This window comes from Mesorhizobium sp. M7A.F.Ca.CA.002.04.1.1, from assembly GCF_004022805.1.
In the GTDB taxonomy this organism is placed as follows: Bacteria; Pseudomonadota; Alphaproteobacteria; order Rhizobiales; family Rhizobiaceae; genus Mesorhizobium; species Mesorhizobium ciceri.
Genome location: NZ_RZPL01001082.1, coordinates 1 through 1,214, shown reverse-complemented (window position 1 = coordinate 1,214; position 1,214 = coordinate 1). Strand labels below are relative to the sequence as shown.

Genomic DNA, 1,214 nt, shown 5'->3' with positions numbered 1-1,214 from the left:
TCCTCAGCCAATCCAACAATGACAAACCCGTGGAGGGCTGGAAAATGGCCAGGATGCGCGCTGTCGATGCCGCGGTTCTCGTTCTCGAAAAGGAAGGCATTTCCTGCGCTTTCGGCGTGCCGGGCGCGGCGATCAATCCGTTCTATTCGGCGCTGAAGGCGAGGGGAACGATCCGCCACGTGCTTGCCCGTCACGTCGAGGGCGCCTCGCACATGGCGGAAGGCTTTACCCGGGCCAAGGCAGGCAATATCGGCCTGTGCATCGGCACTTCGGGTCCGGCCGGCACCGACATGATCACCGGGCTCTATTCGGCCGCTGCGGATTCCATTCCGATCCTGTGCATCACCGGCCAGGCGCCGCGGGCGCGGCTGAACAAGGAGGATTTCCAGGCCGTCGACATATCAGCCATTGCCGCGCCGGTCGCCAAATGGGCGGTCACGGTCATGGAGCCCTATCTCGTCCCCATGGCGCTGCAGAAGGCCTTTCACCTGATGCGCTCGTCGCGGCCGGGTCCGGTGCTGATCGACCTGCCGGTCGACGTCCAGCTGGCCGAGATCGAATTCGACATCGATGCCTATGAGCCGTTGACGCCGTTCAAGCCGGCCATGACGCGCGCCCAGGCCGAAAAGGCGTTGACGATGCTCAACGCCGCCGAAAAGCCGCTGATCGTCGCCGGCGGCGGCATCATAAACGCCGATGCGTCGGATTTGCTGATCGAATTCGCCGAGATTTCAGGCGTGCCGGTCATCCCGACCTTGATGGGCTGGGGCGCGATCCCCGACGACCACCGGCTGATGGCCGGCATGTGCGGGCTGCAGACCTCGCACCGCTATGGCAATGCGACGATGCTGGAAGCCGATTTCGTCTTCGGCATCGGCAACCGCTGGGCCAACCGTCACACCGGCTCCGTCGATGTCTATACCAAGGGCAAAAAATTCATCCATGTCGACATCGAGCCGACGCAGATCGGCCGTGTCTTCGCGCCGGATCTCGGCGTCGTTTCGGATGCTGGTGCTGCGCTGAAGATGCTGCTCGACGTCGCCACCGAGTGGAAGACGGCAGGCAGACTGCGCGACTGGTCCGGCTGGGCGAAGGAATGCCAGGCTCGCAAGAAGACGATGAAGCGCAAGACGCATTTCGACCAGGTGCCGCTGAAGCCGCAGCGTGTCTATGAGGAGATGAACAAGGCGTTCGGCCGCGACGTCACCTATGTC

General features: G+C 63.2%; 1 protein-coding gene. It reads left to right on the top strand.

Annotated elements, in window-relative coordinates; all coding sequences use genetic code 11:
- Nucleotides 1-44: 44 nt before the first annotated feature.
- A partial coding sequence (gene gcl / locus ENZ75_RS32315) for a glyoxylate carboligase (protein WP_128278635.1) occupies nt 45-1,214 on the top strand: 1,170 nt, incomplete at its 3' end.